Source organism: Enterococcus sp. AZ091, assembly GCF_051714805.1.
In the GTDB taxonomy this organism is placed as follows: domain Bacteria; phylum Bacillota; class Bacilli; order Lactobacillales; family Enterococcaceae; genus Enterococcus_D; species Enterococcus_D gallinarum.
The window spans coordinates 757,640-784,367 of record NZ_JBIOSO010000002.1; the positions used below are offsets into that span (position 1 = coordinate 757,640).

Here is a 26,728-nt window from a genome sequence, read left to right on the forward strand (position 1 = left end):
CAACTTCCTCCTAGAAATTTTATCATGTGATAAAATCAAGTTACCACATTCTTATTCAGCTGCAAAATTTATTGCTTTGGCATGGATTCTTCCTTCCTGCAAAGATCTGACAGAAAAGCTGAAAAAAAGCCTAGGAAAAGCGATAGAACAAAAATCCTGATACCTGGCAATCCATAGAGGAACCAGGAAAAAACTTGCAAGAGTGAACAATGCTTCGTCTCCTAATCACAATTAAGCGTTTCGTTTGAGTAGGAACACTCAATCCTGATAGACTAATAGTGGATATTTTTATGGAAAGAGGAGATAGAAATGAAACAGTATGTGCGTTTTGGTGTGATGATTTTAGTATCGACGGTCGTGATGTTTGGGATGATGTACCTGAATGTTTTTCAATGGGATCATATCTTTTATAGTCAGACTCGATTATTTATGGCGTTGATGATGGGGGCCGTGATGGCGATGATCATGCTCTTATTTATGTGGAAAATGTACGAAAATAAGAAATGGAATCTAGCGATTTTAGCTGTCAGTGTACTCGTATTCTGTGGTTCACTTTTCATGGTGCGCTCCCAAACGGCTGTTGATGATTTGAAATGGATGAAAGCAATGATTCCTCATCATTCGATTGCCATTTTAACCAGTACCAATGCTGCCATCAAAGATCCTGAGGTCAAAGAACTAGCGGATGATATTATCCAAACTCAAAAAGAAGAAATTGAAAAGATGAAAGAAATGATCGAACGACTAGAAAAATGAAACAAAGCCGGATCTTGACGTCTTAGCTCAAGAAGTCGGCTTTTTTCATTCGTTGTTCATAGCAATCAGAAAAAGCGCTGTTAAATTTGATCGGATCTGTGAGCATTTCATGGATCTCTGCTAAGCCTGCGATATTTTTTGAATAGCCGAGCCAAAAGGTCAAGTGATGGTGGGGACCGTATTTTTGCTGAATGTATTCAAATGCCTCTTGGCAAAGATTATCAGGATCAGAAAGACTCTTTTTTTCGATGGCAAAGTAAATCGTGCGTTCGAGAATCCGATAAAAATCAAGATCACGATCAGCTTCTGAAATGATTTTGCCATAGATGGATCGTGGCTCATAGGAGAGGGAAGCACGATGATCTTCGACGGCTTCTCCGATTATTTTACGCTGTTCTTTGGTAAAGTAATCCGCCAAAAAAGCATCTGATTCTACCATAGATCTTGAAGCGCGTTCATGATTTTTTCGTCCTTTTAATAGACCAAGATCATGAAAGACAGCAACAGTAGAGACAATGTCTAAGTCAACCGATAATGGGGCAGCGATTTCTATACTGTTTTCGAGCACTTGATAGACGTGCTCAGGGGAGTGACTTGTGTCTAATTGCTTGTATTGTGGAATGATTGTTGTTTCTAAATAATGCATTAGCTGTGGGTTGACCATCAAAAACCTCCATTGGCTCATTTCTTGTTTAGCAGACAAAAAGTCATCACAACAAAAGTCAATGCTTTATTAAGAATCAAAGCATTGATTTTTGTTGAATCAGCTACTTTCAGTTTAGCAAATAGGACCTATTGATAAAAGAGTCATCGCGATCAATTTGCTAGGAGGGGGTAAGTGAGAGAACACCATCTAACTTTTGGACGATTTCGTCTCGAAGGTGGTGGGTAATAAACAGGACGGTTTGCGGTTGTTGCAACAGTAATTTCTCGATCTTTTTAGCATTTTCTTGATCAAGATTAGAGGTTCCTTCATCAACTAACAAAATAGGTTTTTTCCATAGGAAGCCTCTAGCTAGTGCAAGACGCTGCAATTGTCCCCCTGAAAGATTACCACCTGTTTCGGTAAGAACTGTGTCTAACTGCTCAGGTAGTTGTTCAATAACTGCAAAGAGTTCCGCTTTTTTTAGCGCTTGCTCGATTTCTTCATCGGGAAAAAATTGTCCTAATGTCAGATTCTCGCGAATCGATGCTTGATAGACAAAGGGACGTTGATCAATAACTGTCACATTGTCTTGCAATTCTTCTAAAGGGAATTCTTTTATTTCCGTTTCTCCCAAGCGGATCGATCCGCTATAGTCTTTGCGCCGTCCAGTCAACAAACTGAATAATGTTGACTTGCCTGAGCCGCTTTCCCCCACGATGGCATACTTTTGTCCAGCTTTAAAAGTGGTTGAGAGATTGAACAACATTCGTTGCGGTTTTCCATCGGTCGTTTGATAACAATAAGAAGCTTGTGCCAACACAAGATCTTTTGCATCGTTTGTTTTTTTGCTGGGTAGCGAAATCTCATGCGCTGGCTTCTCATAAGCCAATGCATCGAATAAAGGGAATGTGCCTTGTATTTTTGACAGATAGGAACTGATATTTCCTAATGTATTAAAGATTGTCGAAGCAAGATTTCCTGTTGCTGTAATCGCTCCGATGGGAACGATTTGCAGAAAAGCCAAGTAGCCAGTAAAACCTAAGACACTCAATTGACCAGTCACATTGCCAATTCCGCCAGTTACAGAGACAGCAGCCATCACTTGTGCTTGTTTTAGCTTTGAAGACTGGATCCTTTGTGCGGAACCCAAGAGTTTATTTTTAAGAAAATCAAGACGCTGGAAATTTAGGAAAGTATCAAATCCAGCTAACAGTTCGTTGGTTTTACTCAAAAAAGCTTCATTTGCCTGAGCGGTAGCGACAGCAGATTGTTTCATCTTTTTTTGGAAGATTTTCGGCAACAAAAGCAACAAACAGGACTGACCTAAGGTGAGCACGATCAATGACCAATGAAATTGGGCTAATGCGATAACGGCAAATAGTGAAGACAATACACCTTGCATGACCTGATAGATATTGGCGAAGCCATCTGTTTCGATCATGGTTATATCGTTACTCAATTTTGATGCATAGTTGCCTACGGTAACTTTGTGGAATGTCTGATAATCACTGTATCGTAGCCGAGTCAATAATTGATCTCGCAAATAAAGGGACATCTTCTGAGATGTATAGGCTGTATAACGGATTTGCAGATAAATAAACATCAGAAAACAACTATAGGCTAAGACCATCCCTACAACACCTTGGATAAATCCTTTTTGATCGAATTGGATGAGACTGTTTAGAACCTGCACATTTTGCAAGCTGGCTATCGTTTGTGAAAGTGCGACTCCTGCCATTAAAAGCAGGACGACCCCCTGATTTTTCCAATGTACCAATAACACCTTTTTCATTATTTTTTGCTCCTTTCTTATTACCTTTCTTGATACCTTTATTGTAAAAGGGTAAAGTAAAAGCGAAGGAATAATTACATATATGTAAAGAGGTGCTGTGAATGGACTATGGAGCGACATTTAAGAAACTGCGTTTAGAAAAAGGGATTACTTTGAAGGAAGCATGTCAGCAAGGGATATCAAGTGCACAACTTTCACGTTTTGAAAATGGAAAATCAATGTTGACAGTCGATCAGTTTTTTACATGCTTGCAAAATATCAATGTGACGATCGAGGAGTTTCAATTTGTTGGGAAACAGACTTTTAAAGACCGTTTTGAAAAGTCTATCGAGCAGATGCAGGAGTATCTTAATACGAATCAAGAAGAGGCGGCTCGTTCGTTGGCACAACGTTTTTTTGCTGAAAGTCAGAGTCCGTATGATTGGCCGCAGTTTTTAGGCTGTTTCATTGAAGATGTACTCAATGCAGGAAATAATCGTCCATTCATTCATTCTCAAAAAGTACTCAGCTATCTCCAGCAAGTCAATAATTGGGGTGAGATGGAGTTGCGTTTGATCAGTATTTTTACCTTTGCATTGGACACAGAACAGATGGATCTATTACTGAAAAGCATTTTGAAAAAAGCCAAGCTGTACCAAAGTGTTCCGCAAACCAATGCCCTTTATTATGATCTGTTGGAGAACTTTTTTTCTAAATATGTGTTTCACCGCAATCTTCCAGCAGCCAGAAAGATCCAGAAACTGTATCGGCAGAGTCTGGACGAACGCACAATTTTATTGCGCCCCAGAATCACCTATATTTTTAACCAAGGAATTCTTTTTTATCTGGAAAAACAACCAGAACAGGGCAATGGATGCTTTGACCAAGCAATTTCTTTAGCGAGAATTTTTTATCAGAAGGAAACCGAACACTATTTTGAGAAGCGGGCCAAGAATTGGCGGGAAAATTATCAAGATACGAATTATCGTGAGCTGACGATCAATCTGAATTTTTTTAATTATTAAAAAGGGGTTGACTTGGAGTTCACTCGAAGGCGTATGCTAGAAGTATCAATCTTAAGGAGGACCGACAATGGATTATGTAAAATTTGGACATACTGGATTAGAAGTCTCCCCCCTTTGTTTAGGGGCAATGGGCTTTGGTGATCCGAAAAGCGGCTTTCATGAATGGGTATTGGAAGAAACGGAAAGTCGAGAAGTCATCAAAAAAGCCCTTGATCTAGGAATCAATTTTTTTGACACAGCGAATATCTATTCCTATGGTGCCAGCGAAGAAATATTGGGAAAAGCGTTGAATGATTTTGCCCCACGAGATGAAATCGTCGTCGCAACCAAGCTCTATTCTAAAATGAAAAAAGCCCCCAATAGCGGTGGGCTTTCACGCAAAGCGATCTTTTTTGAAATTGAACAAAGTTTAGAACGATTACAAATGGATTATGTAGACCTCTACATTATTCATCGCTGGGATTATACAACACCGATCGAAGAAACGATGGAAGCACTTCACGATTTAGTGAAAACAGGGAAAGTTCGCTATATTGGTGCTTCAGCAATGTACGCTTGGCAATTTGCCAAAGCACAGGCGGTTGCAGATAAACATGGCTGGACCAAATTTGTTTCCATGCAAAATCATTTGAATTTATTGTATCGAGAAGAAGAGCGGGAAATGCTCCCCCTTTGTGATGATCAAAAAATTGCGGTCACACCCTACAGTCCATTAGCTGCCGGTCGTTTGACTCGTGATTGGGATGCACAAACGAAACGTTTTGCGACAGATAAAACAGCACAATCAAAATATGATCAGACTAAAGAACAAGATCAATTGATCGTTCGCCGTGTGGCAGAGATTGCTGAGACACGTCAAGTCAAACGAGCACAAGTGGCCTTGGCATGGCTATTGCAAAAAGAATCAGTCGTGGCACCAATCATTGGGGCGACAAAAGAAAGTCATTTACTGGATGCTTTGCCAGCCATTGAGTTGAAGCTATCCACAGAAGAAGTTGCTTACTTAGAAGAACCTTATCTTCCGCATGCGGTTGTAGGCGCCAATTGATTTTACTAGAGAAATATCGTAGGAATAGCAGGAGGAATCTATGTGAATATCAAAAAAATAAGTGAACTTAGCGGTCTTTCTGCAGATACGATCCGCTACTATGAAAAGATTGCCCTTCTACCACCAGTCAAACGCAATGCTCATGGTGTTCGAGTCTTTGATGAAGAAGATCTCAAGTGGATCGAGTTTACCAGTAAGATGAGAAAAGCAGGACTTTCGATTGAGGCTTTGTCAACCTATTTGGCGTTATTTCGTGAAGGGAGTCAGACAGTTCCTCAAAGAAAACAATTGCTAGCAGAGCAAATCGCAGCGTTGCATGAACGAATTGCAACCATGACAGAAGCGGTAGAACGATTGGAATACAAATTGGAACATTATGATGACCACATCATTCCTGCTGAAGCTCGGTTACGCAAAGAAACGTTTACGAATTAATTTTGCAATTACACGCAATCCCTTTTAGGATACAGCCGAAATAGGAAAGGAATCGTATGACAAAAGTAATGATTTTCGGTACCCAAGATCTTCTTCTGTTATCAGAAAACAATTATTAGCGAGAGACGAGACGCTTGTTTTGTACGTGCCAAAAAAGAATCAGACGACATTGCTTGATCCTCAACGAGAAAGCATGTTTCAAGGTGATTTACTAGATCTAGGCAGGATCTTGCGAGGAATGATTGGTTGTGAAATCGTTTGCCTTTGTGAGATGCCTGAGCCACAAGTCACCTGGCGAATCATAGAAGCGATGAAACTACTTGACTTAACCCGAATCGTTTGCCTGGTGAAACCAGAGGAAAGCTTCCTGTCAGATCAAATTCCGGAAACAAAAACGACGCACAAGAAAGCTCGAAGCAGTCAAATGACATTATCTATTCGGATGATTGAAGAAGCGATGTGTGACTATACGATTTTGCATCTTCCTGCTTTTTTGCATGAGTGTTCACCTGAATCTGATCTGGAAACGAGCAAGGACAATCAGCTAAGAGAAGTCGAATTACAAGTAGCAGATCTACTTGCGCAAATCAGTGAGCAGCCAACTTTCTTGGCTAAGAGAACTTTGTCTATTTCGAATCATTTGTTATAAAAAAATCCGTTGAATTAAATAAAGGTTGTCGTTTTAGCGATTACCAGAAGAGTCAAATTTTTCATAGCGACATGAAAAATTTGACTCTTCTTTCTGCTGCTTTTTTTGTTAAAATGGCAGCAATATCAAGAAGATCGATAGATTGAAATACAGAAAGGAAACAGGTGGATGACTATCAAACGAATAGGCTTGATTTCATTAGGGGTGTTATGGATCTGTATTGCATTGAACTTCTTTCTTTTACCTCACAGCATTGCCTCGGCCGGGGTGGGCTCAATCGGGTATCTTATAGAAACAGGATTAGCCATTGATCGCCATCTGATTGTCTGGGGAATCAACTTGATTATGTTAGGACTAGCGTTTCTTTTTTTAGAGCGGAAAGTCTTTATCAATACCGTCTTTGGAAGCCTGTTGTTTCCTGTCATGTTAGCATGGATTCCTGAATGGATGGTTTGGGAATTTTACCCAGCCTCTTTGATTCTAGGAAGCTTCTTCTTTAGCTTAGGGATATTTTCCCTTTACTGTATCGGTGCATCCAATGGGGGAGTCACGATCCCACCGTTGATTTTTGAAAAATATTTCGGCATAAAAAAAGCAGTCGGGATCTTCTTGACCAATACAACGATCATTGTTTTGAACTTTCTGGTCTTTGGACTGAGAGAAGCGATCATTTCTGCTTGCTCGATCTATCTCATTGCTTTCTTTATGAGTATCTTGCTCAAAGGGCAGCGTCAATTTGTCAAAAGAAAGGAAGCAAAGGAGTCCACACTTGCATCCGCTCCTGTCAAAGAAAAAAGAACGGCTGGATGAGGGAACCTCTCTTCGATTCCCTTTGTTGATAATCGCGTTCGCGAAGAGAGATTGAGATTACTGTCGGGACTAAAAAATATCACTTATTCAAAATAACAGCCTCTCTGACATCAATTGTCAGAGAGGCTGTTATTTACTACTTCCCAGAAATAATCAAATTAGTCTAAAGCTTTCTTTTTTGAAAAATCGAACGACCAATGATTAATGACAGAAACGATCCGACTACAGCTATCAGAACAGCTGGTAAGAAGTCCATCAGCTCTGAATTTCCTTGAATATAAGCAATTGTCTGGCTGGACAATGAATAAGGATTGATCTTTTGGAGAGATTCAAAGAGACTGCCCAATACGCCAATACCATAAAAAGCAGCTAAAAAGAGTAAGACTTGGTAAACATTTTTAGCAAATGCGGAGCTTAACAGCAGTAAGCTGATTGACAATAGCCCAAATAACCAATAACTAAAACCCGCACTGATAAGATGATGGGTCAAAGAGTCATTGAAATAAATTCTTGTATAAAGAAGACAAATGAGAAAAGCGGCAGCATAGAAAAGTGTCCAAAGGAAATAAAGATAAAGTGTTTTTGCTAAAAGAATCGTTTGTCTTGGCAATCCCTTTGTGATTAGATTGATCAGAGTTCCTTGCTCAATTTCCGCACAAATCGTATCCGCAAAGAGTATCACAAAAACCAAGAGACCCAATGAACCGATGTTGCCATAAAATTGCATCCACGAATCGACAGATGTCGGCGTGGAAACAGTGATTTGGATCCCATCTGTCACCATGGAAGAAAAGATATCCGGCATTATTTTTGCCAGAAAAGGCGAGAGCATGCCCACCATCAGAAAAATCACTCCACAAATGATGATCTTTTTATTCCGCCAGCCGCCTAATACTTCTTTTCTTAAAAAAACTGTTAGCTGCGTCATTTAACTACCTCCAAATAGATTTTTTCTAGCGAGGATTCATTTTTTTGGAAGAGTAAGGGGACCAATTCATTTTCAGCCATGAGTTGCAGCACTTTTTGGCCTTGTTGAAAAGTTTGATTTTCTGGAATAATCAGTTGATGTTTTTCCCTCGTCCAATTAATCGCCGCACCTTTCGCGAGCTGACAGAAATGCTCTGTTTCTTGTGAGCTGGCAAATTGAAGAAGATAATCTTCTTGGCGAAATTGTGTCTTTAATTCCTCTATTTCACCAAAGAGTTTGATCTTTCCCTGATGTAAAATCGCCACGTAATCCGAAATTTGTTCAACATCCGATAAAATATGTGAAGAAAAAAGAACTGTTGTTTCTTGTTTGATGGCAAGTAAAAGATCTAGAAAGGCTTTGCGTCCCAGCGGGTCCAGCGCAGAAGTCGGCTCATCACAAATCAATATTTCTGGTTTTGACAATAAAGCTTGTGCTAGACCCAGCCGTTGCCTCATCCCCCGTGAGTAGCTGCTGATTTTTTTGGTATTTTTTTCAAGATTGACCAGCTGAAGAATCTCATCAATTCGGCTAGTCAGCTGTTTGCCAAGACCGCTTATTTTTCCGCAAAAATGCAGGTATTCTGTTGCGGTCATGAAAGAATAGAATTGGGGAACATCCGGTAAGTAGCCTATCTTACGGTTTGTTTGAGCATTTCCATAGACAACTGGCTCATCGCAGACCGTGATCTGCCCACTATCTGACTTTAGCAAGCCTAAAATCAGCTTCATCGTTGTTGTTTTACCAGCACCATTTTCCCCGACAAAGCCGACAACACTCCCTTTGGGAACGACAAAAGAAATGGCATCTAGAATTTTTCTTTCGCCAAAAGACTTAGATAATTGATTGATCTCAATGACGTTCATTCTTTTTCTCCTTTCCCAAAAGTGAAATACAAAATTGGTCCGATAATACTAATCAAACAAGAAACAAGTATCCATAACGTGCGGTTGCCGAATTTAAAGTGTTTCTGTTTAACGATATCTAAAACAGCAACAAGTATCAACCCGAATTGCAAAAGTGCTAATGGGATCAGAATGGGTAGATAGTCACCAATATTTTCTGGAATGCTCGTGGTCATCATCGTGTTTCCTCCTTTCCATGAGTGTCATCTGCAGTATGGGCGGCTACTGCTTGCAAGCGCTGGAATAATTCTGTAAATGATTGTTGATCTTTGAAGGGCTGCAATAGGGGTGATTCAAGAATCAGCCCTGTCAATTGTTTTTTTACCATATTAGAACTACGGGGCATCTGATTTCCAAGTTCCAACTCATCAATCCAACTTTCGATCTGATCAAAGTACGCATCACCATGAAGGAGATAAGGATCTTCTGTTTTTTCCAGCAATGAGACATAACGAGTCAAAGCGCAAAGCAAGCGGGCACTATTGCCTTGTACAGCAAAAGTGGTCAAACAGGCAGCCAAAAAATTGAGCATAATGACTGGATGTAGTCTGGATAAGTCAAATGTTTCACAAAAGGCCAGCCCTCGTTGGTAAGTTGCTTCCATAGCTTGGGGTTTTTTGGTCAGCAAAAGCGTGTAGTTAGTCAACAGACTGAGTAAAACTGTGACATATTGATAAATGGCACTTTGAAGAACAGTTTCTGCGGCTGAGCCATCTGCCATTTGTTGGTGCGCAGCTGCAATCAAAGATTCCACAGGCAAGAAAACGGGTGTCTTATTTCCTAATACACCTAAAACGTCCTCTGCCTGACCAAGCATAAGCATTGAATAGGCTTCATAATAGCTAGCTTGTTGCAGGAGGTCAGCGGAACCGTTAGTTTTGACTAATTCAAATAATTTAACCGCCTCTTGTAAGTAATACTTTCGTTGATCCTCAACAGTTTTCTCATTATTTGGTACTTGTTCTGTCCTAGTAACTTGAGCTGGAATAGGCAACAGATCCCAATGATTCAGATAAAAAAGTCCCATCTGCAGCAGAAATGGATAGCAGGAATAATAACGGCGAATGAATCCTCTCAGCATAAGTAACACGTCATCAGCGGATTTAGTTTCAAACGAGTCTTTCAACAACTGGTAAATCCGCTTGATTTCTTGAGTTGTTAGCTGAGAATTGATCACTAAAAGATCATCGACGCTGCAATCAAAGAAAGCAGCCAAGAGTGGCAACAAGGTAATATCTGGATAAGATTGGCCCGTCTCCCATTTAGAAACCGAGGCCTTAGAAACACTCATAAAATCAGCTAGCTCTGTTTGAGTGATTTGTTTGTCCTTTCTTCTCTTAGCTATTTCCTGTCCAATTGGTAATTCCATGACGCACCTCCATTGAATTGGCTAGCTTTATTGTAGAACAGGAAAGAGAGGAGCACAATGGAGAACAAGTTAACTTTTGATTGATAAAGTTAACCATGGGTTGATAAAGAGTAGCAACACTCTTTTTTCTTGTTGTAAGACGTATTTCAGTGTTTAATGAAAGAAAACGAGGTGAGGGTTCGATATGAAAGTGATAGCAATGATTGACTCATTTAAAGGGAGTGCTACCTCGGAAGAATTAAATCAGGCAGCACTTAAAGGGTTTCCAGTACAATGGGAAAAAGAATCAATCCCCATCGCAGATGGTGGAGAAGGAACAATGGCTGCGTTATTTGCTGCCTATGGAGGACATTATAAATCCGTAACAAGTGTCGGTCCCCTAGGAGAAGAACGAGTAGTTACGTATTTACTGACAACAATCAATCAAAAGCGAATAGCGATTATTGAATGTGCAGCAATCATCGGTATCCAATTACTTGATCCTTCAGATCAAACAACCAGACAGGCTAGTTCCTACGGGCTAGGTCTTTTGATCGCAGATGCAATCAATGAAAAAGTAGCACAGATCTATGTAACGTTAGGTGGCAGTGCAACAACAGATGGCGGACTGGGTTTACTGGAAGCATTAGGTGCGGAACTAATGTATCAACCTGCGGCAGATGCGCGCAATCCTTTGTTGACCATAAATTATTTTTCGATAACAGCAGTGCAGAAACTGCTTTCTGGTATCGAACTGTTGGTTTTAGCAGATGTAACTAATCCTTATACTGGAGCTGAAGGATTTGCAACTACTTTCGGACCTCAGAAAGGTGCTTTACCTCAAACGGTACAGGTATTGGAGCAGCAAGCAAAAAAAGTAGCGTATTTCGTGCAGCAAGAATACCAAATTGATTTAAATGGGATCGCTGGAACGGGTGCTGCTGGAGGTATCGGCGGTGCGATGGTCTTACTAGGGGGACAGATCTGTTCTGGATTTATGACCATTGCGAAACTGTTGAAATTAGAGACTAGAATCAGTGATGCTACGTTGATCATCACCGGTGAAGGCCGTTTTGACCGTCAAACTGCAGCCGGAAAAGTGCCATTAGGTGTGGCCAAAATCGCACAGCCCCATGCTATTCCAGTTGTTGCATTGTGTGGGCAAAGGGAGCCTGATCTAGGAGAGATCGGTCAGTATTTTGCTGGTATTTTCAGTATTCAACCAGGCCCACTTCTCCTTGATGAAGCAATGAAAAAAAGTGTAACGCTCGCAAATATGGCAGAAACCGCACAGGCTATCGCGATGTTTCATGAAAAAATCACAAGAGCGAATCATGGTGATGGTGGAGGAAATGGATCTTTCTAATAGAACGTTTTTTTTAATGGGCATTTTTTTCATATTAGACTGAAATAATCGACCGTTTATTTTTAAGAATCCCCCCTATACTTATAGACAAGCGAAAGCTAAAAAGACATTAGGGGGAATGACAATGAAGTGGTATCAAATTTCAAAAGAACAATTGATGAAGCAGCTACAGTCCGATCGTCAGGGACTTTCAAATAAAGAACGTCAGGCACGGTTAGAAGCAGATGGTGCAAATCGCATTGCAGAAAAAGTTCAAATCAAAACTTGGCAAAAAATCGCAAAACATTTTACGGATCTGTTGATGATCGTGTTGATGGTTGCTGCAGCTTTAAAGGCTGTTACAGGTGATTATGTAGAAAGTGGCATCATTCTTCTAGTTGTTATCATCAACGGCATTGTGGGTTACTGGCAGGAACGAAAAGCGGAAGAATCTTTGGACGGCTTAAAACAAATGATGGGCCAAGAAGCCGTAGTCATTGTGGAAGGACTGCAGCAAACTGTTGCCGCAGAGTCGATCGTTCAAGGAGATTTAGTCTCATTGAAGGCGGGCGATGTCGTACCAGCGGATATGCGATTGATCGAAAATCATGGATTGGTCGTAGAAGAGTCGATCTTAACTGGAGAATCTGAGCCAGTCAAGAAAACAGAACACGTCATCACAGAAAACAGTATTATTGGAGATCAAAAGAACATGGTCTTCTCTGGTACACTTGTTCAAAGTGGGTCAGCTATCGGTGTGGTAGTAGCAACTGGCGACGAGACAGAAATCGGTAAGATCAATCAAGCTTTGCAGTCAGTGAAATCACAAGAGACACCGTTGGTAAAGAAAATGCATCAGTTGAACAAGCAGATTTTTCGCGGTATTGTCGCGCTGATTCTCTTCTTAATTTTCTTTACCGCATTCCGGTATGTTCTAGAACTAAACGTGTTGTTTTCCTCAGTGATCGCGTTAATCGTAGCAATGGTTCCGGAAGGATTACCAGCTGTTTTAACCATGATTTTGTCAATGGGTGTCAAAGAAATGGCAGATCAGCAAGCAATCATCAAGACGATGCCGTCGGTGGAAACGCTTGGTGCAATGACAGTCATTTGTTCGGACAAAACAGGAACGTTGACAAAAAATGAAATGACCGTTGTAGATACTGTCACTGTAACCGAAAAAGAGCAAGCGCTCATGTACGATATCATGGCAAATTGTCAAGATCTGAAACAAGATAGTTCTCAGCGGGCAGCAGATTTGCAAGGTAATCCTACTGAGCGGGCGCTGCTGCAGTTTGTGGAGACTCAGGAATTACCCTTGCAACAAGTTGCAGCAAAAATTCCTTTTAGCTCTACTTACAAGTACATGGCAACTTTGCATCCTTTGCAAGAGGATCAATCAATCTTATATGTAAAAGGCGCTCCAGAAGTTTTGCTAAATAAAAGTCAGCTATCAGAAGATCAAGTATCCTATTGGCAGCAAGCGGCTTCTGAGCTAGCACAGAAAGGACAGCGGGTCTTAGGGTTCGCATACAAGACAGTTCCAGCATCCAGTCAAGTTGCTCATGAAGAAGTCACTGATTTAGTCTTCATAGGTCTTGCAGGAATCATTGATCCGCCAAAAGACAGTGCAATCAAAGCAGTGAGAGAGTCCTTACAAGCGGGGATCAGAGTCAAAATGATCACAGGAGACCACAAAGAAACGGCGCAAGCCATCGGCGAGCAAGTCGGGTTGAAACATACGAAGAAAGTTCTTGAAGGATTAGATATCGACCAAATGACCGATGAGGAGTTGGCACAGCAAGTCAATCACGTGGATGTTTTTGCTCGGACAACGCCAGAGCACAAGCTACGAATTGTGACCGCTCTACAAAATAATGGTGAGATCGTAGGCATGACCGGAGACGGTGTCAATGATGCTCCCGCATTGAAAAAAGCAGATATCGGGATCGCTATGGGGATCAAAGGAAGTGAAGTAAGCAAGCAAGCAGCCGATATGGTTTTGGCAGATGATAACTTCCATACAATCGCGAATGCAGTCAAAGAAGGGCGACGGATCTTTGACAATCTGAAAAAAACTATCAACTTCTTTTTGCCAACAGCATTAGCGCAAGGATTGATTGTCATTTTTGCTCTCTTGTTAAATCGTCCATTACCTTTGACTCCAGTTCAGATCCTCTGGGTCAATATGGTAACAACAATTACATTGTCTTATGCACTAGGATTCGAAAAAGCGAGTAAAGATGTGATGGATCGGCCGCCACGTCCAGTCAATGAAGGAATTCTTTCCATGTACAGCATGTTCCGAATCGTCTATGTTTCTCTACTGATCATGATTCCTGCTTACTTTTTGTCCATGCAATTTGAAGGGCAAGCAGTCCAGCAAACGATTCTCCTGCAGAACATCGTATTAGGACAAGCAGTATACATGTTGAATTGTCGAGAGCTTTTAGAGCCAGCATTGAACAAGAGTATGTTCCAAAATCGGGCACTGTTCATTTCTCTAGGAATCTTGGTGATCTTGCAAGGAATGGTTCTGGTGTTGCCAGTTGCGCAGCAACTGATTGGGACAACTACATTGACGCTTGTACAGCATCTTAGTATCGCAGCAAATGGCTTCTTACTCTTTGCGGTGGTTGAAGTTGAAAAGCATCTAATGAAGCGGCGCGCCAATCGGCAAAATACAAAAACAACCAATGAACTAAGCTAAGTCATTGGTTGATCAGATAATATGTTTGGATGAGCTCAGTCAATTGATTGAGCTCATTTTTAGTTAGCAGCATTGAAAGATAGAAGACTGGTAATTTGGGATCATCCAAAGGGACGTTCGAAATAATGAAGTCGTCATTTCGAGTAGTCATCCCTGCGAATTCAGCTGGTTCGACTGGGACTAATTCGATCCTAGAACCCAAATAATCACTTATTTCCTGTTGCAAGAAAACTTTCCATGCTGGTTCTCCTTGAAAGAAGAAGAAAGCTCGGGTCGTTACTGGTCGTGCCTGAAGCACAGCTTGTTGTACGAGGAGTGAAGCCATATTCAAGATATACTTAGGTTCATCGGTTACAATGGCAAATTTTGGATCTAAGATAAATTTCCGTAATCGTTCAAAAATTGCTTGATAGTTGTGTTGACGAATGTGCATCATTTCTTGATACTCTAATTGAAATTGTTCAGACAGTTTTGCGGATTCATTGAATTTTAAGACCAAAAGCAGCAAATTGTCCGCTAACTGGGTTTCAGAAAGTAGGGGAATCGCCAATTCTTGCCCAAGTTCTTGAACAAATCGCTGGACGGATTGTTTGATTTCCTGATAGGCATCTAGTGTGACAGCAATTTTGCTTGTCCACTGATTGTTGTAATTCCAACTTTCCAGAAAACAATAGAAACTAAAGAAACACTCCTCCTGATTCAAATAGACGCCTTCTTTTTGATAAACTTGCTGGAGCGACTGCTGATATTGTAAAAAAAGCGGATCTAAAGGATCAAAAGCGAGTGCATTGACCCGACAATTGGCTTTGATTCGGATTGTATTGATGAAGAACCAGCAAGTGCCAAAAATTTCTTCAGAAAGAACGTCCAACTCTTGACGTTTCAGTGACTGTAAAAAGATAAGATAATGTGATTCATGAATAGCATAATCTTCAAAGAAATAATTATTGTGGGTAAAAGGCAGCAGCAGACGATGGAAGAAAACTCGAATGCTGATCTCACTACCTGACAGTTTGGCTTGCTTGGCGTTCAACTGAATTCGAATACTGTATGGTTTAATGCCACGGTTGATTTTTGTAACATGACGTTTCAATGTTTCAAAAGAGATACCACTGTCATGCAAGAAAGATTGTGTTGAGATTCCTTTTGCAAAGAATAACTGTTTGATCAACATAGCGCCAATTGAAAGCGGCAAGAAGCTTTCCCATAATTGATTGGTTAGTTGGGAATCTTTTTTAAGTAAAGAAAAGCCATTACTTGTCGCTTCGATTTCCCATCCGTCAGGCAATTGCTCTCGAATATACTGAATATCTGTAAAGACAGTCCGCTCTGTAGTTTGAATCGAAGCAGCCAATGCCTTTGCCGTAATCGTTTTGTGATTGGATAACTCTTCGAGAAGCAGGATCTGCCGTAATAAATCTTTTTCTGTAATGATACTTTTCATCATTGTATCCATAGAAAGCTTCCTCTCCGATTCAGAATAAGCTGATTGGTAAAAAGTTTTCTTTTATTTTACCTCGCATTGATTCAGAATGCTATTTCTTTTTCGTATAAGAAAAGGAGGGGAGCAGGATTTTTGCTTGGATCATTCAAGCACAGTAGTATTCCATAAGGTCTTGTGGCATCTTGAATTCTACTGTAGCTCATTTATTAACTATTCTTATTCCGAAAACGACAAGTTTTGGGGTTCCGTTGGGTAATACTGTTCACTATTAAATTCGGTTGTTTGAATATCATTGGGAACGATTTCTAAACAAAAATCATCAGCCCACAAAGTGCCTTTTCCCTGCAACAAAAACCCAAAATTTAAAACTTCAGCTTCCTGTGAGACATCTAAGACAGAAGAATAATAATTCCAATCATTTGTGCCTGTTACTGGACGATTCTGCATATTATCGAACGCTAATTGTTCAAAATTCTTGCCATCAATTCTCAACCAAATTCCTCCCCAACCTTCAATTGATTCTGATTTTAGGTATGCGCTTAATCGCACACGTTGATTAATGTAATTTTTTGCACTCACTTGTTGCATAACAGTTGCAAAATTCTCTGTGTATAAGCTCTCTGTTTGGCTCATTTTTACTGACTGATTTCCACTATGAAAATTCATTTGATCAATTGTCACTTCATATTTGTCAAAATTATTTCCAGAAAGCAACCAGCCATTTATTTTTGTCTCACTCATTTTTTGATTCCCCCTAAAAAAGTTTTTAAATTGGATTCTATATTGTCGAGGAGGGAGTTGATAATAGGACTTAAAAACTCTGGAAAACGCCTCTTGTGAGGAAAAACCGCTGATCAGAGCAATTTCGATAATCTTCAATTCGCTCTTCAAAAGTAGTAGGGAAGCATGGGCCATACGTCTTTTTTGAAGATATTTATATACTCCCATGCCCAGTTGTTTTTTAAATACACGCTGAAAATGAAATTCTGACATGCCGGCTTTTTTTGCAATTTCTTTTGAGGAGAGATCGCCAGTCAAATTATTTTCAATGTAGAGTAATGCCAGTTGAATGTCTTTTGTATAATCCATAAATCACCTCACTGCCTCCTTGTATGTAGAATACATCTTTTATTGGAAGGTTTTTTGATAATTAATGCTTTTTTACGATAGGTATGAAATCTAGTGTAACAACGATAAGTTTTATTGAAAAGTACGAATAGAGTACTTGTTAACGTTCATTTTCCTAGAGATGATTATAACCAATAAAAGAACTGAGTTCGAGACACAATCATTTCTTTTGAAAAAAAAGTGAATAGGAGTAAAATATAAGTGAAAAAATGAACATTAGGAGGAAAAAATATGTGTACATCAATTACTTATTCAACGCGAGATCACTATTTTGGTAGAAACTTTGATTATGAGCTGTCTTATGAAGAAGTAGTCACGATTACTCCTAGGAACTATAAGCTGTCTTTTCGAAAAGTTGGTGAGTTATCACAGCATTATGCGATGATCGGGATTGCTGCTGGTATAGCGGATTATCCGCTGTATTATGATGCTACCAATGAAAAAGGTTTAAGCATGGCTGGGTTAAATTTTGCTGGTTTTGCAGATTACAAAGAACCGGTTGAGAATAAAGACAATGTCACACCATTTGAATTCATTCCCTGGATATTAGGGCAATGCAGCACAGTAGCTGAAGCAAAAGAATTGTTGAATAAAATCAATTTGGTTAATATCAATTTTAGCGAAAATCTTCCGCTATCGCCTTTACACTGGTTATTAGCGGATAAAGAATCTTCAATCGTTGTAGAAAGTATGAAAGACGGACTTCATATCTATGATAATCCTGTTGGTGTCCTAACGAACAATCCTTCTTTTGACTATCATTTGTTCAATTTAAATAACTATCGTTCTTTATCTAGTAAAACGCCAACCAATACCTTCTCAGATGCAATCGAATTGAATGAGTATAGTCGAGGAATGGGCGGAATTGGGTTGCCTGGGGATTTGTCCTCGATGTCTCGATTTGTGAAGGCTGCATTCACGAAACTGAATTCTGTATCTGGTGATTCAGAATCAGAAAGTATCAGCCAATTTTTCCATATTTTAGGGTCTGTCGAACAGCAAAAAGGATTATGTGATGTGGGAGACGGGAAATATGAATATACCATTTATTCTTCTTGCTGCAATGTCGACAAAGGGATTTATTACTATCGGACCTATGAAAATAGTCAAATCGTCGCTGTAGATATGCATAAAGAAGACTTAGACAGTGAAAAACTGATTAGTTATCCGTTAGTTGAACAACAGCAAATACACGTTGCTAATTAATCGGTAAATAACTTTCAGAGAAGAACGGTAGCGTACGTATCGCTTGGATGAAGTGATCGAAAGAGAAGGTGGTTTTTACTGCTAAGAAATACGACAGAAGATAATTGATGACTAGCAGCAATGACCAACACCTTTAGATAATTGATTTATGAATCCATGTGTTACAGTTTTTTCGCGATAACTCGGACATTCGTGAGATGAAAAATAAAAGAACTTGCTAGTTTGATAAGATGCACTTTTTGGTTGAACAAAGAGTGCATCTTTGATTTATATTTGGCACAGATTGGGTACAAAGCAAAACAAAAACCGCTAAGGTCAAGGGTCCTTAGCGGTAAAATAACGTTTTTTGAATATGGGTTCACCTAAGTAATTTCGATCAAGGAAGTTCATGAGTTTTATTCTTCTGGATAATCGAAAGGGATATCAGGATAGGCAAAATTTTCTTTGATTACTTTTTTACTGTTTTCTGAGGTTCCAGATATAATATAATTAAATGATAAACGTTTTTTAAATCCATAATTTTCTACTGCGTAAATAAAACTATAAATTAATTCACAGTCTTCTAAGGTAGGAATGTAATCTTTGGGAACAAGATTTCCATTATAAAATTTTCCCGTTTTGGTAATTTCTTTTTTCCAATTTTCAAAATCTTTTTTTGTTGTGATATCTTTTGAAAAATAGGTTTCATTTTTATTAGAAAGTGGGTAAATATCTTTCACTAATAGGATTTCTTCTTGAGGGATTTCTTTTGTTTGGCCTATAAAGTTATCGATCTTTTGGTAAGATGTGTATTCTTGATATTTAAAATAACCGAAATATAATAGGATCACCACTATTACAAATAAAAAACAGCTTAATAAAATGTACAAAATTTTTTTCATAAGAATCTCTCCTATTAATAAGTTCCAACTTTATATGGTTTGTAAGAAGTAGTGAATATATTAGGCAAGGCACCTGGAGCAATGAACGTAAGTCCTGAAGCATAGCTTTGCATGACCGGAGCAGAACCACTACCATACCAAAAAGCATGGAAAACCAATTTTGAACAGTAGGTTGGATTCGTAGATAGCGTATTAGGACCAATGAAATAATCATAGTGACGGTTCTTTTTATAGCCACCAGATGAATTCCAAAAAATTTTGTCCGCATAAGAAGCGCATTTATTTGCCATAGTTTTATTTGGGAGCCGCCAGATTTGGACCCAATTATCTATATGTCTGATACTCTTAGCTCCTTGTTCACTACCACCATTTATCCACTTTTCTTTACTAAATTGATGGTTATTATCTTTCATGACACCAGTAGGCCATTTGTTAATTACTCCTCCTCCAGACATCTCTAAGATATAGTTATCACTAGTGGCGATTGCTGCATGCCCCATACCACCACTGACAACAATAATATCTCCTTTACGAAGATCACGTTTGAAACGGTCTGCGTTTTGCTTTTGGGTTGCACGTTTTTGCCGTTGATTATTGCGAGGAGAATGTCCTTCTCCATCCGGGAAGGCACTGTAATTTAATATTTCTCCAAACCAGTTATCATAGGTTAATCCAGCGCCAACAACTTCTTTCATTTCTTCATAAGTTGTTTTATTTACTTGATAATTCTCTTGAAAAGCTTCATAAGGAGTATAATTCTCGATTAACTTTTCCTTCAGCGATTCCTTTTTCATATAATTCTTTAATTTTCGTTGCTTCTTGATCTGTTAGTTCTGGAGAATTTGTTTGATCAGAATCATATTTTACTTTGTTTTCGTCTTCCATATCCCAAAGAGATGTTCGAGATTCTTGCTCTGATGAAGTGGCTGTAGTAGGTGCTGTTTCTTCTTCAAGTGAGTTTGTTAGTATTGGATCAGAAATATCAGTTGATGAAACGGTTATGAAGGTGTTGCTTGTATCGGTGGTAGTAGTTGAACGCGTTGAGTGTTCTTCTGAATAAGCGTTTCCAATGCAGCTTAGACCAATGAATAACAAAGAGAGAATGGAGAGGACGATAAATAATCTTTTCATTTAATTCACGCCTTTCTGTAGTGTTATTAATTGTATATATATTATATCTAAGTGGAGATTAACATTAATAATGTAAAAAAACAACTTACGCCTTTGTCACATGATTATTGAACAACCGAAAAAGGTTTTTCCACTAAGAACCTTTTTACTTAGAATCGAGGAGAAGATTTTTTCTTTAATGATGGTTAGTTTCAATAATGATGGTTAGTTTCATTTTTTTAAACCTACAAGCATAGTAGGATAGTGAATAAAAGACAGGCTACATGAGATGAGCGCTTCTCCTATAGATATTCTTTGCGTCACCTTAGCTCAGAAAAATTTATGATTTCACGTGACAAAAAAGTTCAAATTCTTGTCGCCCGATAAATACAAGATTTGACAAGCTTAATTTCGATAGATTTGTGTAATCTGTGTGCTTATAAAACTAGTATGACGTAAAAAGGTCCCGGGATGTCCATAAACGGTAAACAAAAACCGCTAGGAATTCATATTCCTAACGGTTTGTATATAGAACGTATGATAATATAACGTCACAGGAGGGATTCGAACCCCCGACCGTCCGCTTAGAAGGCGGATGCTCTATCCAGCTGAGCTACTATGACAAGTCAGCAACAAATAACATTATAGAAAAAGGAGCGCCTAATGTCAATCGCTTTTCGCTATTTTTGCCAACTTTCTTTAAAATGACTCGTTACTCGCTGGTTGTAGCCACGTCCACATGATCTGCTTCTTTCGTAATAAGAATAACGCCATCTCCTAAGGGAATTAAGCTAGAAGTCAGTTGGGGATGATCCATCACTGTATTGAGGAAAAGGTTTAGTTTACGGTGGATGGCCCGTTGTCCTCGTGGAATGTCTTCTATAGGATCTAAAATCGTTCCTGCCTGAAAGACGTCATCGACCATTAACACGCCGCCTTTACGTAAAAGTCGTAAGCATTCCGGTAAAAATTCGATGTATTTAGACTTTGCACTATCCATGAAAATAAAATCGTAAGGGCCATCAAGTGTCGGCAAAACGTCTGCTGCCTGTCCCTCTAAAAGAGTGACTTTATCCTCAAGGCCCAATTGTTTGTAAGTTTCTCTGGCTTTTTTGATCATGACATCATAGCGATCGATGGTAGTTACGTGACCATCACCTACATACTGTGCCATCAAACTTGAAGAAAAGCCGATTGCTGTACCGATTTCTAATATTTGCTTGGGCTTCATTTGTCCTAATAAAAATTGCAGGAACACCACTGTCTCATGCGGAATAATAGGAACTTCTTTTTCATGAGCTGCCTGTTCGATTTGACCTAATTTCCCAGTTAATTGCTTTTGTTTTTCCCGCATAAACGCCACTAGTTCTTTTTTTACTACTGGACGATGCATCATTTCGTTACGCATCCTGATCCTCCTAAATAATTTCTGTTACTTATTATACGGATAACTCTCTTTGAGTTCAATCCTTTCTACTTGGGAAAAGAACAGATCTTTTGCTCAGTAAGACAAAAAAACCAGTCGAATGACTGGTAGGGGAGAAAGGTTGAAAAATAATTTTTGGTATACAATGATACTAACAGAGCAATGTTTAAATTATGTTAAGAGTCTGTGAAGATATAACCAGTATTTGCTGAAAAAAATCTGTTTTAAAGGGACGTATTTCAAAAGAAGTATTTCCAATGGATCCTAAGAAAGAAAAAAATGATTTCTTTTTCTGATAAGAACTCTTATCTAAATATTCAGAAAATTCAATTAAAAGCATTGACAGATGCAGTGTCTTTCGGTATCTTCTTATATAAGGTAACGAGAAGCAGAAAGTGACAGGTGAATAAAATGAATAGAAATAGGCCGATGAACACTAGCAACTTATTATTACCGTGAGGACTCTTTTTTGTATTTCATGATCTGATGACGTGAAACAGAAGAGTCCTATTCGCATTGCATAAAGGGAAGACCTTTATGGAGTGCTTTTTTTATACCCTAAAAGAATAAATGAGCCAGAGGAGGAATTAGTTTGAGACAGATCCAGTTTTTTGACACCACCCTTCGAGATGGAGAACAGACTCCAGGAGTGAATTTCAATATGAAAGAAAAGGTACAGCTTGCTTTACAGCTGGAAAAATGGGGAATTGATACAATTGAGGCAGGTTTTCCAATTGCTTCGGAAGGAGACTTTGCAGCGGTTCAAGCAATCGCAACTGCTGTATCCACGATGACAGTGGCAGGTCTGGCACGCTGTCAAATTAAAGATATTGATCGCGCTTATGAGGCATTAAAGCAAGCAGTAAGTCCCCAGATCCATGTGTTTTTGGCAACCAGTGAAGTCCATCGCCGTTATAAATTAGCCATGACTAAAGAAGAAGTAATCCGAGCAATCAAAGAACATGTTACCTATGCTAGAACCTTATTTGACAAGGTTCAATTTTCTCCAGAAGATGCGACCCGCACAGAAAAAGATTTTCTGTTAGAAGCGGTCCAAACAGCGATCGATGCCGGGGCGACCATCATCAATATTCCAGATACCGTTGGCTATAGTAATCCCACTGCCTATGGCGAATTATTTGCCTATTTGATTGCCAATACCAAAAGCAAGGAACCGATTATGTTTTCCTCCCACTGTCACGATGATCTGGGAATGGCAACGGCGAATGCTCTGGCAGCTATTGAGAACGGAGCCACTCGTGTGGAAGGAACGATCAATGGCATTGGTGAACGGGCCGGAAACACGGCGTTGGAAGAGGTGGCATTAGCATTGCATGTGCGTCAAGATTTCTATGACTGCACAACGAATATCCAGTTAGGCGAAACCAAACGAACCAGTGACCTAGTCGCTCGACTATCAGGGATCGCTGTTCCTAAGAATAAAGCGATCGTTGGAGGAAACGCCTATGCACATGAATCGGGCATCCATCAAGATGGCGTCTTGAAGAATCCTGAGACATACGAGATCATTACGCCGCAATTAGTCGGTGTTCAAACAAATTCGCTACCGCTGGGAAAATTATCTGGTCGGCATGCGTTTATAGAAAAGATGAATCAATTAGGCTATCAGTTTGACTCTGAGGAAACAAATGCATTGTTCAAACGATTCAAAGAACTGGCAGACAAAAAGAAACAAGTAACGGAGCAGGATTTGCTGGCGTTAGCAGCGGATCAAGGTCGCACGCAAACAGAGGGCGTTGAATTAGAGGCTGTTCAGCTACAATATGTCTCCAATGGTCATCAAGGTGCCGTGGTATCGATCACAAAAGATCATCAATCTTATGTTGCCTCAGCAATTGGCGCTGGGAGCATTCAAGCAATCTATAATTCGATCGACCAGATTTTTGATCAGCAACCGCGACTGCTAAATTATGAAATCACGGCTCTTACGAGTGGAGAAGATGCGCAAGCAGAAGTTCATGTAGCTATCGAATGCGCAGAGACAAACCGACAAATCAGTGGGATCGGTGTTGATTTTGATGTGTTGCAAGCTTCTGCAAAAGCCTATGTACAAGCCAGCGCTGCTTTGAAGAATCGAGGCGAGAATAAATGAAAAAAATCGTCGTTCTTGCTGGTGATGGCATCGGACCGGAGATCATGACCAGTGCATTGCAAATTGTAAAGGCGTGTTTGCCAAGCAACCCGTATTTCGCTTTTGAGTCTTATGCATTTGGCGGACAAGCCATTGAGCAGTATGGCACACCACTGCCAAAAAAAACATTGCAAGCTTGTCAGCAAGCGGATGCCATTTTGCTCGGAGCCATTGGGGATCCCAAGTGGGAAAATGCAGCTTATACACCGGAAAAAGGTTTATTGGACTTGCGGCGTGCGCTTGATCTTTATGCCAACATTCGCCCCATCAAAGTAACGGATGCTTTTTTACCCTTTTCTCCTTTGAAAGAGCAGATCGTTAAAGGAACCGATCTGGTACTGGTAAGAGAATTGACGAGCGGCATTTATTTTGGAGAAAAAAAGCTATCGGCAACAGAGGCTTCGGATCTGAATTATTACCATAGGGAAGAGATTCGCCGTATCTTACGAAAGGCGTTTCAGATCGCACGAACTAGACAACGGCGAGTAGTGTCCGTGGACAAGGCCAATGTTTTGGCAACAAGCAAATTATGGCGAAAGGTGGCGAATGAAGTAGCGCAAGAATTTCCCGATTGTCAGTTAACACATCAATATGTTGATTCTGCCGCTATGAAGATCTTGCAACAGCCAACTGCATTCGATGTGATTGTGACTGAAAATCTTTTTGGCGATATTCTCAGCGATGAGGCGTCAGTCCTACCAGGATCATTAGGTGTTTTGGCTAGTGCAAGTCATAGTCTTTCTGGGGTTTCACTGTATGAACCGATTCACGGTTCAGCACCGGATATTGCCGGCAAAGATATTGCTAATCCCATTTCAATGATTCTGTCTGTGGGGATGATGCTAACTTCTTTTGGGATGAAATCAATTGCTGATCAGATGGAGCAGGCATGCTATCAAGTGATGGAAGATGGGGTCGTGACTTGTGATCTTGGAGGAAATACTACTACAACAGAATTTACGGATGCGGTAATCAAAAAATTAGGGGGCTACTGAATGGGGAAAACATTATTTGACAAACTCTGGGAACGTCATGTAGTGCTGGAAGAAGGTGAGGCACAGCTGTTATATATCGATCTGCATCTGATCCATGAAGTGACTTCTCCTCAAGCTTTTGAAGGACTGAGGCAAGCTGGCCGGCGTGTTCGGTGCCCTGAAAAGACCTTTGCAACGATGGACCACAATGTCCCGACTAAAGATATTTTTACGATCACGGATTTGGTTGCAAAGAAACAGATTGATACACTGCGCAACAACTGCCAAGCATTTGGGATACAGTTATGTGACAATGGCTCAGCCCGACAAGGAATCGTACACATGGTTGGCCCGGAAACCGGTCTGACACAACCGGGGAAGACGATCGTTTGTGGAGACTCACATACAGCCACACATGGCGCGTTTGGAGCTATCGCTTTTGGTATTGGCACAAGTGAGGTGGAGCATGTTTTTGCAACTCAAACGATTTGGCAAACGAAACCAAAACGTATGGGGATTGAGATCAAGGGAACTTTGCAACCGGGCGTCTACGCTAAAGATATCATTCTTGCCCTGATCGCCACTCACGGTACGGATTTTGGAGTAGGTCATGCCATTGAATTTTATGGAGAAACAATCCGGAATCTGTCAATGGAGGAGCGCATGACGATTTGTAATATGTCGATTGAAGGTGGGGCGAAGATAGGGCTGATTGCCCCTGATGAAACAACCTTTGCTTATGTCGCGGGTCGGGAATATGCACCCAAAGAGCTCGCTGACGCAATTGCAGACTGGCAAACGCTAAAAACCGACGAAGATGCTGTTTTTGATACCCAATTGACACTTGATGCCTCTCAGCTGGAACCTTATATTACGTGGGGAACCAATCCTGAGATGGGAGTGCCTATCAGTGGAGTCTTTCCTGAAATTCGTGACCATAATGATGAACAAGCTTATCAATATATGGCATTGCACCCTGGACAGCGAGCCGAAGATATTCCAATTGAATATATTTTTATCGGTTCCTGCACAAATGGTCGACTCTCTGACTTGCAAGAAGCCGCAACTATTTTGGAAGGAAAAAAAATCAAAGATGGGGTCACAGGCATCGTGGTTCCAGGATCACGTCCAGTTAGAAAAGCGGCAGAAAAACTGGGGTTAGATCAGATCTTTAAAGATGCAGGTTTCGAATGGCGAGAGCCTGGTTGTTCCATGTGCCTAGGCATGAATCCAGATAAAGTACCAGCGGGCGTCCATTGTGCTTCTACATCAAATCGGAACTTCGTTGGACGTCAAGGTAAGAATGCCCGTACCCATTTATGCAGTCCAGCAATGGCTGCGGCTGCCGCTGTTTATGGACGCTTTGTAGATGTTCGAGAAATCGTCGGGAGGAAAAATTAATGGAATCCTTCACTTACTATCAAGGGAAAACGATCCCATTAATGAATGATAATATTGATACGGATCAAATTTTACCGAAAAATTATTTAAAACGGGTTGAAAAGACAGGATTTGGTCAATACCTTTTTGATGACTGGCGCTATTTACCAAATCGCCGTTCAAATCCTGAATTTATTTTGAACTTTCCAGAATACAAAGAAGCATCTATCCTCATTTCTGGAGATAATTTTGGTTCTGGTTCTTCGCGTGAACATGCGGCTTGGGCGCTGATGGACTACGGCTTTCGTGCAGTGATTGCCGGCAGTTTTAGCGATATTTTTTATATGAATGCAACGAAAAACGGCTTGCTGCCTATCGTTTTATCGCTTTCTGCTCGTCAAGTATTGGCAGCATTGGCTCCTGATGAGAGGATCGCTATTGATCTTCCCAAACAGCACGTAACTGTCAAACAAACGGTCTATCCTTTTGAGATCGATGCAACATGGAAGCATAAACTGGTCAATGGATTAGATGAGATTGGCATCACGTTGCAAGAAGAAGAAAAAATCACTGCTTATGAAAAAACAATCCCTCATTATCGCCGCAACTAAA

25 protein-coding genes and 1 tRNA gene are annotated in these 26,728 nt (G+C 40.1%); 13 read left to right on the plus strand and 13 right to left on the minus strand.

Going from position 1 to position 26,728, the window contains the following annotated elements; all coding sequences use genetic code 11:
• Nucleotides 1-309 precede the first annotated feature (309 nt).
• The gene (locus IGJ28_RS15950; protein WP_252711439.1) at nt 310-756 is read left to right on the plus strand and encodes a DUF305 domain-containing protein; all 447 of its coding nucleotides are present in this window, start codon (nt 310-312) and stop codon (nt 754-756) included.
• Between the two features lie 22 nt (nt 757-778).
• Here the strand turns inward: IGJ28_RS15950 and IGJ28_RS15955 are convergent, their stop codons facing one another.
• On the minus strand, nt 779-1,420 hold the full coding sequence (locus IGJ28_RS15955; protein WP_113849554.1) for an HD domain-containing protein: 642 nt from the start codon (nt 1,418-1,420) through the stop codon (nt 779-781).
• A 160-nt stretch (nt 1,421-1,580) separates the two neighbouring features.
• Nucleotides 1,581-3,194 carry an ABC transporter ATP-binding protein gene (locus IGJ28_RS15960; protein ID WP_252711438.1) on the minus strand — a complete coding sequence of 538 codons (1,614 nt, stop codon included), beginning with the start codon at nt 3,192-3,194 and terminating at the stop codon, nt 1,581-1,583.
• A gap of 101 nt (nt 3,195-3,295) precedes the next feature.
• On the opposite strand from IGJ28_RS15960, the gene IGJ28_RS15965 reads away from it, so the two are divergent.
• The 5 genes from IGJ28_RS15965 (at nt 3,296) to IGJ28_RS15985 (ending at nt 7,140) form a co-directional block, all read left to right on the plus strand.
• A complete protein-coding gene (locus IGJ28_RS15965) occupies nt 3,296-4,198 on the plus strand; it encodes an Rgg/GadR/MutR family transcriptional regulator (protein ID WP_103299642.1) in 903 nt (300 codons plus the stop codon).
• A gap of 67 nt (nt 4,199-4,265) precedes the next feature.
• Nucleotides 4,266-5,246 (plus strand): aldo/keto reductase, encoded by a 981-nt coding sequence (locus tag IGJ28_RS15970; protein WP_021149965.1) that lies wholly within the window; start codon nt 4,266-4,268, stop codon nt 5,244-5,246.
• A 42-nt stretch (nt 5,247-5,288) separates the two neighbouring features.
• On the plus strand, nt 5,289-5,681 hold the full coding sequence (locus IGJ28_RS15975) for a MerR family transcriptional regulator (protein WP_003126151.1): 393 nt from the start codon (nt 5,289-5,291) through the stop codon (nt 5,679-5,681).
• 100 nt (nt 5,682-5,781) lie between these two features.
• Nucleotides 5,782-6,330: an NAD(P)H-binding protein gene (locus tag IGJ28_RS15980; protein WP_438845552.1), complete on the plus strand. Its 549-nt coding sequence runs from the start codon at nt 5,782-5,784 to the stop codon at nt 6,328-6,330.
• Between the two features lie 168 nt (nt 6,331-6,498).
• Complete coding sequence (locus IGJ28_RS15985; RefSeq protein ID WP_138372073.1) at nt 6,499-7,140, plus strand: YitT family protein; 642 nt, start codon at nt 6,499-6,501, stop codon at nt 7,138-7,140.
• Between the two features lie 163 nt (nt 7,141-7,303).
• Here IGJ28_RS15985 and IGJ28_RS15990 read toward each other — a convergent pair whose 3' ends face one another.
• Genes IGJ28_RS15990 through IGJ28_RS16005 form a run of 4 tightly spaced genes read right to left on the minus strand, consistent with a single transcriptional unit; the run spans nt 7,304 to nt 10,381 of the window.
• Complete coding sequence (locus IGJ28_RS15990; protein WP_142976723.1) at nt 7,304-8,068, minus strand: ABC transporter permease subunit; 765 nt, start codon at nt 8,066-8,068, stop codon at nt 7,304-7,306.
• Nucleotides 8,065-8,973: an ABC transporter ATP-binding protein gene (locus IGJ28_RS15995; RefSeq protein ID WP_252711437.1), complete on the minus strand. Its 909-nt coding sequence runs from the start codon at nt 8,971-8,973 to the stop codon at nt 8,065-8,067. The genes IGJ28_RS15990 and IGJ28_RS15995 overlap by 4 nt, the downstream gene beginning before the upstream one ends.
• Nucleotides 8,970-9,191, minus strand: coding sequence for a PLD nuclease N-terminal domain-containing protein (locus IGJ28_RS16000; protein ID WP_003126159.1), 222 nt, complete (start codon nt 9,189-9,191; stop codon nt 8,970-8,972). Before IGJ28_RS16000 ends, IGJ28_RS15995 begins: the two co-directional genes overlap by 4 nt.
• Nucleotides 9,188-10,381 (minus strand): helix-turn-helix domain-containing protein, encoded by a 1,194-nt coding sequence (locus IGJ28_RS16005; protein WP_138372072.1) that lies wholly within the window; start codon nt 10,379-10,381, stop codon nt 9,188-9,190. Before IGJ28_RS16005 ends, IGJ28_RS16000 begins: the two co-directional genes overlap by 4 nt.
• Nucleotides 10,382-10,565: 184 nt before the next feature.
• On the opposite strand from IGJ28_RS16005, the gene IGJ28_RS16010 reads away from it, so the two are divergent.
• Entirely contained in the window at nt 10,566-11,726 is a 1,161-nt protein-coding gene (locus IGJ28_RS16010; RefSeq protein ID WP_252711436.1) for a glycerate kinase family protein, read from the plus strand.
• A 124-nt stretch (nt 11,727-11,850) separates the two neighbouring features.
• On the plus strand, nt 11,851-14,415 hold the full coding sequence (locus tag IGJ28_RS16015; protein WP_438845485.1) for an HAD-IC family P-type ATPase: 2,565 nt from the start codon (nt 11,851-11,853) through the stop codon (nt 14,413-14,415).
• A gap of 1 nt (nt 14,416) precedes the next feature.
• Here IGJ28_RS16015 and IGJ28_RS16020 read toward each other — a convergent pair whose 3' ends face one another.
• Together IGJ28_RS16020 and IGJ28_RS16025 are read right to left on the minus strand one after the other, a co-directional pair.
• Nucleotides 14,417-15,871 (minus strand): helix-turn-helix domain-containing protein, encoded by a 1,455-nt coding sequence (locus tag IGJ28_RS16020; protein WP_438845486.1) that lies wholly within the window; start codon nt 15,869-15,871, stop codon nt 14,417-14,419.
• Nucleotides 15,872-16,075: 204 nt separating this feature from the next.
• Nucleotides 16,076-16,948 carry a helix-turn-helix domain-containing protein gene (locus tag IGJ28_RS16025; protein ID WP_081131638.1) on the minus strand — a complete coding sequence of 291 codons (873 nt, stop codon included), beginning with the start codon at nt 16,946-16,948 and terminating at the stop codon, nt 16,076-16,078.
• Nucleotides 16,949-17,218: 270 nt separating this feature from the next.
• On the opposite strand from IGJ28_RS16025, the gene bsh reads away from it, so the two are divergent.
• Nucleotides 17,219-18,193: a choloylglycine hydrolase gene (gene bsh, locus IGJ28_RS16030; RefSeq protein WP_003126166.1), complete on the plus strand. Its 975-nt coding sequence runs from the start codon at nt 17,219-17,221 to the stop codon at nt 18,191-18,193.
• Between the two features lie 395 nt (nt 18,194-18,588).
• Here bsh and IGJ28_RS16035 read toward each other — a convergent pair whose 3' ends face one another.
• The 5 genes from IGJ28_RS16035 to IGJ28_RS16055 all read right to left on the minus strand — a co-directional run bounded on the left by IGJ28_RS16035 (nt 18,589) and on the right by IGJ28_RS16055 (nt 21,592).
• The gene (locus IGJ28_RS16035; protein WP_252711434.1) at nt 18,589-19,074 is read right to left on the minus strand and encodes a DUF3139 domain-containing protein; all 486 of its coding nucleotides are present in this window, start codon (nt 19,072-19,074) and stop codon (nt 18,589-18,591) included.
• A gap of 14 nt (nt 19,075-19,088) precedes the next feature.
• A complete protein-coding gene (locus IGJ28_RS16040; protein ID WP_252711433.1) occupies nt 19,089-19,868 on the minus strand; it encodes a hypothetical protein in 780 nt (259 codons plus the stop codon).
• The gene (locus IGJ28_RS16045) at nt 19,816-20,205 is read right to left on the minus strand and encodes a hypothetical protein (RefSeq protein WP_252711432.1); all 390 of its coding nucleotides are present in this window, start codon (nt 20,203-20,205) and stop codon (nt 19,816-19,818) included. Before IGJ28_RS16045 ends, IGJ28_RS16040 begins: the two co-directional genes overlap by 53 nt.
• A 528-nt stretch (nt 20,206-20,733) precedes the next feature.
• Nucleotides 20,734-20,807 (minus strand) — tRNA-Arg (locus IGJ28_RS16050).
• An 89-nt stretch (nt 20,808-20,896) separates the two neighbouring features.
• On the minus strand, nt 20,897-21,592 hold the full coding sequence (locus IGJ28_RS16055; RefSeq protein WP_003126170.1) for an O-methyltransferase: 696 nt from the start codon (nt 21,590-21,592) through the stop codon (nt 20,897-20,899).
• Between the two features lie 610 nt (nt 21,593-22,202).
• Here IGJ28_RS16055 and IGJ28_RS16060 point away from each other — a divergent pair.
• Genes IGJ28_RS16060 through leuD form a run of 4 tightly spaced genes read left to right on the plus strand, consistent with a single transcriptional unit; the run spans nt 22,203 to nt 26,727 of the window.
• A complete protein-coding gene (locus IGJ28_RS16060) occupies nt 22,203-23,723 on the plus strand; it encodes a 2-isopropylmalate synthase (RefSeq protein ID WP_103299659.1) in 1,521 nt (506 codons plus the stop codon).
• Nucleotides 23,720-24,757: a 3-isopropylmalate dehydrogenase gene (leuB, locus tag IGJ28_RS16065; protein ID WP_113849563.1), complete on the plus strand. Its 1,038-nt coding sequence runs from the start codon at nt 23,720-23,722 to the stop codon at nt 24,755-24,757. The genes IGJ28_RS16060 and leuB overlap by 4 nt, the downstream gene beginning before the upstream one ends.
• Nucleotides 24,758-26,137 (plus strand): 3-isopropylmalate dehydratase large subunit, encoded by a 1,380-nt coding sequence (leuC, locus tag IGJ28_RS16070; RefSeq protein ID WP_003126173.1) that lies wholly within the window; start codon nt 24,758-24,760, stop codon nt 26,135-26,137.
• Nucleotides 26,137-26,727: a 3-isopropylmalate dehydratase small subunit gene (leuD, locus tag IGJ28_RS16075; protein ID WP_252711431.1), complete on the plus strand. Its 591-nt coding sequence runs from the start codon at nt 26,137-26,139 to the stop codon at nt 26,725-26,727. The genes leuC and leuD overlap by 1 nt, the downstream gene beginning before the upstream one ends.
• Nucleotide 26,728: the final 1 nt, after the last annotated feature.

Bases quoted from the DNA above. Each gene is read 5' to 3' on its own strand.
- leuD (WP_252711431.1), top strand. From the start codon at position 26,137: ATGGAATCCTTCACTTACTATCAAGGGAAAACGATCCCATTAATGAAT.
- IGJ28_RS15950 (WP_252711439.1), top strand. From the start codon at position 310: ATGAAACAGTATGTGCGTTTTGGTGTGATGATTTTAGTATCGACGGTC.
- IGJ28_RS15960 (WP_252711438.1), bottom strand. From the start codon at position 3,194: ATGAAAAAGGTGTTATTGGTACATTGGAAAAATCAGGGGGTCGTCCTG.
- leuB (WP_113849563.1), top strand. From the start codon at position 23,720: ATGAAAAAAATCGTCGTTCTTGCTGGTGATGGCATCGGACCGGAGATC.
- IGJ28_RS16005 (WP_138372072.1), bottom strand. From the start codon at position 10,381: ATGGAATTACCAATTGGACAGGAAATAGCTAAGAGAAGAAAGGACAAA.
- IGJ28_RS16040 (WP_252711433.1), bottom strand. From the start codon at position 19,868: ATGAAAAAGGAATCGCTGAAGGAAAAGTTAATCGAGAATTATACTCCT.
- leuC (WP_003126173.1), top strand. From the start codon at position 24,758: ATGGGGAAAACATTATTTGACAAACTCTGGGAACGTCATGTAGTGCTG.
- IGJ28_RS16055 (WP_003126170.1), bottom strand. From the start codon at position 21,592: ATGCGTAACGAAATGATGCATCGTCCAGTAGTAAAAAAAGAACTAGTG.
- IGJ28_RS16010 (WP_252711436.1), top strand. From the start codon at position 10,566: ATGAAAGTGATAGCAATGATTGACTCATTTAAAGGGAGTGCTACCTCG.
- IGJ28_RS15985 (WP_138372073.1), top strand. From the start codon at position 6,499: ATGACTATCAAACGAATAGGCTTGATTTCATTAGGGGTGTTATGGATC.
- IGJ28_RS15955 (WP_113849554.1), bottom strand. From the start codon at position 1,420: ATGGTCAACCCACAGCTAATGCATTATTTAGAAACAACAATCATTCCA.
- IGJ28_RS16020 (WP_438845486.1), bottom strand. From the start codon at position 15,871: ATGGATACAATGATGAAAAGTATCATTACAGAAAAAGATTTATTACGG.
- IGJ28_RS16015 (WP_438845485.1), top strand. From the start codon at position 11,851: ATGAAGTGGTATCAAATTTCAAAAGAACAATTGATGAAGCAGCTACAG.
- IGJ28_RS15990 (WP_142976723.1), bottom strand. From the start codon at position 8,068: ATGACGCAGCTAACAGTTTTTTTAAGAAAAGAAGTATTAGGCGGCTGG.
- IGJ28_RS16000 (WP_003126159.1), bottom strand. From the start codon at position 9,191: ATGATGACCACGAGCATTCCAGAAAATATTGGTGACTATCTACCCATT.
- IGJ28_RS16025 (WP_081131638.1), bottom strand. From the start codon at position 16,948: ATGGATTATACAAAAGACATTCAACTGGCATTACTCTACATTGAAAAT.
- bsh (WP_003126166.1), top strand. From the start codon at position 17,219: ATGTGTACATCAATTACTTATTCAACGCGAGATCACTATTTTGGTAGA.
- IGJ28_RS15965 (WP_103299642.1), top strand. From the start codon at position 3,296: ATGGACTATGGAGCGACATTTAAGAAACTGCGTTTAGAAAAAGGGATT.
- IGJ28_RS15970 (WP_021149965.1), top strand. From the start codon at position 4,266: ATGGATTATGTAAAATTTGGACATACTGGATTAGAAGTCTCCCCCCTT.
- IGJ28_RS16035 (WP_252711434.1), bottom strand. From the start codon at position 19,074: ATGAAAAAAATTTTGTACATTTTATTAAGCTGTTTTTTATTTGTAATA.
- IGJ28_RS16045 (WP_252711432.1), bottom strand. From the start codon at position 20,205: ATGAAAAGATTATTTATCGTCCTCTCCATTCTCTCTTTGTTATTCATT.
- IGJ28_RS15995 (WP_252711437.1), bottom strand. From the start codon at position 8,973: ATGAACGTCATTGAGATCAATCAATTATCTAAGTCTTTTGGCGAAAGA.